A 6,707-nucleotide genomic window follows, 5' to 3' on the forward strand; every position below is an offset into this window, starting at 1 on the left:
GATAGAAGAACGTGTGAAGGAGGACAACACGATGAACCTCATTAAACAAATTGTGAACAAAAAATTAAATCATATTTCTACAAAAGAACTATTGAAATATAGTAAAGAATACGAAGTTCCAATCACAACTGCACAAGCTGATAAAATCGTTTTACTTATGAAAGGGAAAAACATTAACATTTACGATAATACCGAGCGACTAGATTTGTTAAAACAAATCGCTAAAGTAACTACTCCTGCCACTGCCCAACAAGTAAATATTTTATTTCAGCAGCTATTAAAATAAGGAGGGGAAAATCCCCTCCTTATTGCTCTTTAATTTTTTCAAGAATTCCTTCATCAAAAGTACCATTTTTCAGCATTTCGATTTCTAATTTATATGGTGGCTTCTTATCTTTTTTATCTTCACCTACATACGGCGTTTCAAGAATTTTTGGTACGTGCGTAAGTTGTGGGTGATGCACAATTTGATGCAATGCCTTATAGCCAATATGACCCAAACCAATATTTTCATGACGGTCTTTTCCAGCTCCGCGTACATTTTTGCTATCGTTAATATGAAGTACTTGTAAACGATTTATCCCAACAATTTTATCAAATTCGTTTAACACACCGTCAAAATCATTTACAAGGTCATAACCTGCATCATGCGTATGACACGTATCAAAACATACAGATAGTTTTTCATTATATTTCACACCATCAATAATTTTCGCAATTTCTTCAAAGCTACGACCGCATTCCGTTCCCTTTCCTGCCATCGTTTCTAACGCAATGTTAACCGTCTGCTCTGGCGTTAATACTTCATTAAGCCCTTTAATAATTTGTTGAATACCAGCATCTGCTCCTGCACCAACGTGCGCACCTGGGTGAAGAACGATTTGTTTCGCTACACCTAATGCCGATGTTCTTTCAATTTCCATGCGAAGGAAGTCTACACCTAATTGGAATGTTTCTGGCTTCGTCGTATTCCCAAGATTAATAATGTATGGCGCATGTACGATAATTTCTTCAATACCGTTTAGTTCCATATGTTTTCTTCCTGCTTCTATGTTCAATTCTTCAATTGGTTTTCTTCGTGTATTTTGCGGTGCACCTGTATAAATCATAAACGTCGTTGCACCGTATGAAACAGCCTCTTCACTTGCTGCTAATAACATTTTCTTACCACTCATAGAAACATGAGATCCAATCTTTAACATACAATCACCTCTTCAATATACAATAGATATAATGATAGCATAATTTGTAGAAATATGTAGCGAATTGTTTGTTCACACAAAAGGCACTACATAAAATAAACGTACTATTCAAACAATCTGAACTCTATACTTAAATTAACCCAATAAAGCGAAACTTTAGTCAACGTTTTTTCTACCCCTCACTAATTATTAGTCTACATTAATCGACTTTCTCTCAAGCAGTGAAATAAAAAAAAATAAGGGAAATCCCTTATCTTTTTTTATTGCTATATTTTTTCTTCACTTTGTCACGTTCTGTTGCAAGTTTTCGTTTATAGTTTGGTTTTACTTTTTTCGGCTTCTTAACAACTTTTGTTGCCATAACATCTAGTCCATCACTTGGTTTTTTACGGCTCTTACGACGACGACGGTCACCTAAATCCGCCCATTCATCTCCGCGTAAATCTACATGTTTAAACTCGATATGACGTTGTTTTTCCAAACTATCTAACGCTTCTTCATTTGCTGGATCATAAATCGTCACTGCAATACCTGAATGACCCGCACGTGCAGTTCTTCCAACACGGTGAACGAAGAAATCTAAATCTGGTGGAAGTTCATAGTTAATAACATGGCTAATTCCTTCAATATCAATACCGCGTGCCGCCAAATCTGTTGCGACAATGTATTGGAACTCTAAATCACGAACTTGTTTCATCATTTTTCTACGATCACGTGGTGATAAATCACCGTGTATACGCCCTACTTTTAATCCACGTTCTGCTAATCCATCGGCTACTTCGTCAGCCTTCTTCTTTGTGTTTGTAAAGACAATTGCTAAATATGGTTTAAATTGAAGTAGCATATTTTTCACTAATTCAGTTTTATTACGGTGTCTTGAAGGCACAAGGTAATGATCAATATTTCCTGCTGCAACTTGCTTCGGATTAATATGAATATGTTCTGGATTCTCCATATATTTCTTCAAAAATGGTTTTAATTTTTGAGGAATTGTTGCAGAGAAAACTAACATTTGCAGATTTTTAGGCATACGTGCCGCAATTTTATCTACATCTTGAATGAATCCCATATCAAGCATTAAGTCCGCTTCATCGACAATAATAGTATCCGCTTTATAAACAAATAGCGCCTTTTCTTCTACTAAATCTTTAATACGTCCTGGCGTTCCAACTACAATATGAGGTTGTTTTTTCAACTTTTCAATTGATCGTTGTTTATCAGTTCCACCAATTAAACAGCGTGCTGTAATCATTTGATCTTCTGCACAGAACTTTGTTAGTTTCACAATTTCTTCGTAAATTTGTTGTGCTAACTCACGAGTAGGCGCTGTAATAACAAGTTGTACCTCTTCACGACTTGCATCAATTCTGTTTAATGTAGGAAGTAAGTATGCATGTGTTTTCCCAGAACCAGTTTGGGATTGTCCAATTATACTCACACCTTTTTTCACGACCGGGAAAATTTTCTTTTGAATTCCTGTTGGCTCTGTAAAGCGTAGTTCACGAACTGCATCTATTAAAAATGGTTTAAAATCATACTGTGTAAAAGTTTGTAGTGTCATAAGTTACACCTTCTTTCTAAAATTTCTACTGCGCACAAATCAGTCAAGTCTACATTATATCGAAATCTACAAGTAAAATCCATCTTTAGTTTAGGTTTTTATCTCAAAAACTAACCTTCTTTCCTTCCATTGCATATTGTATGTGTATATACCTAACTGAAGAAAGGAGGATTTCCCACATGTTTCCGAAATCCCCTATAAGACAAATGTATCCGAATCGAGGACAACAATCTTACACACCATATCCGATTCCACAACTACCACCGATGGCTCAAAAAAAGAAAGGTTTCCTTGCTAAACTCTTTAAAAAACACGATCCAACCGAACCTTTCATGCAAATGGTCCCTCCTTATCGACAAATGGAAGGGCCACCGATGATGCACCAACAACCGCCGCCCCAATATCAACAGCAACAGCCATACCAACAACAATATACACAACAATATACACAACAATATCAGCCATACATGCAGCAATATCCAGAGCAGATGATACCACCTCAAATGTATGAATCAAATGATACACGTGGTGCTGCGTCAGCTACAACTGCAGCGGCATCTAGCAGCGGCATCGGTAGTTTTTTTTCAAATTTAATTTCGAACCCAACTAATATGATAAATAATATCGAAAAAGTATCTCAAGTCGTGCAATCTGTCGGTCCTGTTGTCGAACAGTACGGTCCCATTATGCGTAGTCTACCAAGCATTGTTAAAATCCTCACCTCTGGAAAAAGTACGGAAGAAAATCAAACTGAAGATGCAACAGAACAGGTTGAGGTAGCAACTCCACCTCCTCCACCTCCAAAAAGGAAACGAAAAAAAATAGTGCTTGAACCGGTAATAGAAAAAGAGGTTCCGAAAGAACCCGTTCAACAATCAGCAACAAAACCAAAACTATATGTGTAACAATCCTTTGTTTTCTATCCACTCCTCCTTTATAATGTAATGGACTATGCACAAAAGTATCCCTTGTTTAGAAGGAGAGGATTACTCACATGAAGATTGTTAAAATTTCCCCTCGTGGTTATTGCTACGGTGTTGTTGACGCAATGGTTATTGCACGTAACGCCGCATTAGATAAATCATTACCGAGACCCATTTATATTTTAGGTATGATTGTTCACAATAAGCATGTCACAGATGCTTTCGAAGAGGATGGCATCATTACATTAGACGGTCCAAGTCGATTAGAAATTTTAGATAAAATCGATTCTGGTACTGTTATTTTCACTGCACACGGTGTTTCTCCAGAAGTTAAACAACGTGCAAAAGAAAAAGGTTTAACGACAATTGATGCAACTTGTCCAGATGTTACAAAAACACATGACCTTATCGAAGCAAAGAAAGCTGAAGGATACCATGTCATTTATATCGGCAAAAAAAATCATCCAGAACCAGAAGGCGCAGTTGGTATCGCACCTGATATCGTTCACCTTATCGAAAAAGCTGATGATTTAAAAACACTAGAAATTCCAACGGATAAAATTTTAGTTACGAATCAAACAACAATGAGTCAATGGGATGTTCAACATTTAATGGAGGACATTCAGAAAAAATTCCCAACAGCAGAATTCCACAAGGAAATTTGTTTAGCAACTCAAGTTCGCCAAGAAGCTGTCGCTAAACAAGCTGATGTTGCAGATTTAACAATTGTTGTCGGTGATCCGAAAAGTAACAACTCAAACCGTTTAGCACAAGTATCACAAGAAATCGCTGGTACGACAGCATACCGCGTTGCAGACGTAAGTGAAATCCAATTAGAATGGCTACAAGGTGTAGAAAACGTAGCTGTTACAGCAGGTGCTTCTACTCCAACGCCAATTACAAAAGAAGTTATTGCTTTCTTAGATCAATATGACCCAATGAATCCAGCTACATGGGAAAGAATTCGAAAAGTACCACTTCAAAAGATACTACCTCGTGTAAAAGTGAAAAAAGAACAATAATAAAAACCGTTGCCTACATGAGCAACGGTTTTTATTTTTCTTATACAAATGTGAATGGATCTGTATGTAACTGCGAAGCGTGAATGTGTACATTGAATTTCTTCACATCTACTTTTTCTTGCAATTGTTTTTGTACACCTTGCTTCATTACTTTTTCAACGTTATGTCCTGGATCGACTATATTTAAACCAATCATCATCGCATCGTGAGCAACATGATAATACATATCACCTGTTACATATACATCTGCTCCTTTAAATTTCGCTTGGTTTATATATTTATTACCGTCACCACCAAGTACAGCTACTTTACGCACCTTATCATCTAACTTTCCAACAACTCTTGCACCCTTTACATGTAATGATTGTTTCACATGTAAAGCAAACTGCTCAAGCGTCATTTCTTCTTGTAAATACCCTATTTTACCAAGACCTAATGTTTCACCTTTATTATCAAGCGGATATACATCATATGCCACTTCTTCATATGGATGGGCTGCCAACATCGCTTTAATAACCTTTCTTTGTAATGAAGCTGGAATAATCGTTTCGACACGTATCTCTTCCACACGTTCTAACTGCCCAGTTTCTCCGATATAAGGATTTGTACCTTCTTGAGGGATAAACGTACCTACCCCTTCGCTACCGAACGTACAGTGGCTATAATTACCGATATGACCTGCATCCGCATCTCCAAGAGCTTTGCGCACTTCTTCTGCATGGGTTACTGGAACAAATACAACAATTTTTTTCATTTCTTCTGCATATGTAGGAGCTAATACTTCTGTATTTTGTAACCCTAACGCATCAGCAAGTAAATCATTTACCCCGCCCTTAGCAATATCTACATTTGTATGTGCGGCATAAACCGCAATATCATTTTTAATACACGTTTCAATAATTCTTCCGTACGCCTTATCTGTATGAATCGCTTTTAATGGATTAAAGATTAAAGGATGGTGCGCTATAATGATATTCGCTCCTAATTGGATCGCCTCGTCCACAACTTCCTCAGTTACATCTAACGCGATTAATACGTGCTGGACAGGTTTATTAAGCGCTCCAATCTGTAAGCCAATCTTATCCCCTTCCATCGCTAAATGCTTCGGATACATACCTTCAAACAAAGAAATAATTTCATGACCATTCGGAATTTTACTCATGATAAAACCTCTCCTATCATTTTCATTTTCGCTTCTACTTCTGCACGCTTCGCTTTTGTCTCTTCAGACTCTGCTGCACGTTCTAACTGTTTTAAAATATTTTGGAAGTTTTTCAATTCCCCTTCCCACTTTTCAACAAAAGCTTCACTTTTTTCTTTTATTAAAAATGGACCCATAAACAATTCAGCTTGTTTATTTTCAGAGTAAGGTACTGCAGTATCTCCTCGCTCTCCGACTAAAATCTCGTAAATCTTTCCGTCTTCTATTACAATTTTCTCACGGATAAGCTCCCATCCATTTTCAATAAACCATTCACGGATATGGTGTGCTGCAATATTCGGCTGTAAGATTAAACGTGTTACACCTTCTAATTTTTCTTTACCACTTTCTAAAATGTCACGAATTAACGCTCCACCCATACCAGCAATCGTAATAACATCTACTTCTCCTGGCACTATAACAGCTAATCCATTCCCTTTACGAACGTCTACTTTATCTTGTAAGCCACTTTCAGCTACAGTTGCTTGTGCAGAGCGAAACGGTCCATCTACAACCTCTCCTGCAACTGCTTTTGTAGCAATATTATTTATAATTGTATAACACGGTAAATACGCATGATCCGATCCAATATCAGCTACTGTAGAGCCTACCGGAATCTCCCTCACAACTTCTTCTAATCGTTTCGAAAGCTTTACTTCATTCATGTATTTCCATTACTCCTTCTCTTCTCAGTCTGTCTCCATGATAATGAATTTATAGTAGTTGTTGCAAGTCCATAACAATACTTCAATTCTCTATTACTAATCGTATTTTAGATAGTATAGAAAAACAAGCCTT

7 protein-coding genes are annotated in these 6,707 nt (G+C 37.0%); 3 read left to right on the top strand and 4 right to left on the bottom strand.

Annotated features, from left to right (window positions below; translation table 11 throughout):
* Positions 1 to 31: 31 nt before the first annotated feature.
* Positions 32 to 286, top strand: coding sequence for a DUF2624 domain-containing protein (locus DN408_RS10575; RefSeq protein ID WP_002088657.1), 255 nt, complete (start codon positions 32 to 34; stop codon positions 284 to 286).
* Between the two features lie 19 nt (positions 287 to 305).
* On the opposite strand, the gene DN408_RS10580 is transcribed toward DN408_RS10575, so the two are convergent.
* Together DN408_RS10580 and DN408_RS10585 are read right to left on the bottom strand one after the other, a co-directional pair.
* Complete coding sequence (locus tag DN408_RS10580; RefSeq protein WP_078177908.1) at positions 306 to 1,202, bottom strand: deoxyribonuclease IV; 897 nt, start codon at positions 1,200 to 1,202, stop codon at positions 306 to 308.
* 250 nt (positions 1,203 to 1,452) lie between these two features.
* Entirely contained in the window at positions 1,453 to 2,763 is a 1,311-nt protein-coding gene (locus tag DN408_RS10585; protein WP_002015172.1) for a DEAD/DEAH box helicase, read from the bottom strand.
* Positions 2,764 to 2,942: 179 nt separating this feature from the next.
* Between DN408_RS10585 and vrrA the strand changes: the two genes are divergently transcribed.
* Together vrrA and DN408_RS10595 are read left to right on the top strand one after the other, a co-directional pair.
* Positions 2,943 to 3,668 (top strand): VrrA/YqfQ family protein, encoded by a 726-nt coding sequence (gene vrrA, locus DN408_RS10590; protein WP_002184950.1) that lies wholly within the window; start codon positions 2,943 to 2,945, stop codon positions 3,666 to 3,668.
* Positions 3,669 to 3,757: 89 nt separating this feature from the next.
* Positions 3,758 to 4,708 carry a 4-hydroxy-3-methylbut-2-enyl diphosphate reductase gene (locus DN408_RS10595; RefSeq protein ID WP_002067184.1) on the top strand — a complete coding sequence of 317 codons (951 nt, stop codon included), beginning with the start codon at positions 3,758 to 3,760 and terminating at the stop codon, positions 4,706 to 4,708.
* A 40-nt stretch (positions 4,709 to 4,748) separates the two neighbouring features.
* Here DN408_RS10595 and DN408_RS10600 read toward each other — a convergent pair whose 3' ends face one another.
* Together DN408_RS10600 and DN408_RS10605 are read right to left on the bottom strand one after the other, a co-directional pair.
* Positions 4,749 to 5,870, bottom strand: coding sequence for a Nif3-like dinuclear metal center hexameric protein (locus tag DN408_RS10600; RefSeq protein ID WP_002129128.1), 1,122 nt, complete (start codon positions 5,868 to 5,870; stop codon positions 4,749 to 4,751).
* Entirely contained in the window at positions 5,867 to 6,574 is a 708-nt protein-coding gene (locus DN408_RS10605; protein WP_002129129.1) for a tRNA (adenine(22)-N(1))-methyltransferase, read from the bottom strand. Before DN408_RS10605 ends, DN408_RS10600 begins: the two co-directional genes overlap by 4 nt.
* Positions 6,575 to 6,707: the final 133 nt, after the last annotated feature.

Origin of the sequence: Bacillus sp. AR13-1, assembly GCF_008042285.1 — a bacterium.
Lineage (GTDB): Bacteria > Bacillota > Bacilli > Bacillales > Bacillaceae_G > Bacillus_A > Bacillus_A mycoides.

Excerpts from the sequence above, each read along its gene's own strand:
- DN408_RS10605 (WP_002129129.1), bottom strand. The coding sequence starts at position 6,574 with ATGAATGAAGTAAAGCTTTCGAAACGATTAGAAGAAGTTGTGAGGGAG.
- DN408_RS10580 (WP_078177908.1), bottom strand. The coding sequence starts at position 1,202 with ATGTTAAAGATTGGATCTCATGTTTCTATGAGTGGTAAGAAAATGTTA.
- DN408_RS10585 (WP_002015172.1), bottom strand. The coding sequence starts at position 2,763 with ATGACACTACAAACTTTTACACAGTATGATTTTAAACCATTTTTAATA.
- DN408_RS10600 (WP_002129128.1), bottom strand. The coding sequence starts at position 5,870 with ATGAGTAAAATTCCGAATGGTCATGAAATTATTTCTTTGTTTGAAGGT.
- DN408_RS10595 (WP_002067184.1), top strand. The coding sequence starts at position 3,758 with ATGAAGATTGTTAAAATTTCCCCTCGTGGTTATTGCTACGGTGTTGTT.
- DN408_RS10575 (WP_002088657.1), top strand. The coding sequence starts at position 32 with ATGAACCTCATTAAACAAATTGTGAACAAAAAATTAAATCATATTTCT.
- vrrA (WP_002184950.1), top strand. The coding sequence starts at position 2,943 with ATGTTTCCGAAATCCCCTATAAGACAAATGTATCCGAATCGAGGACAA.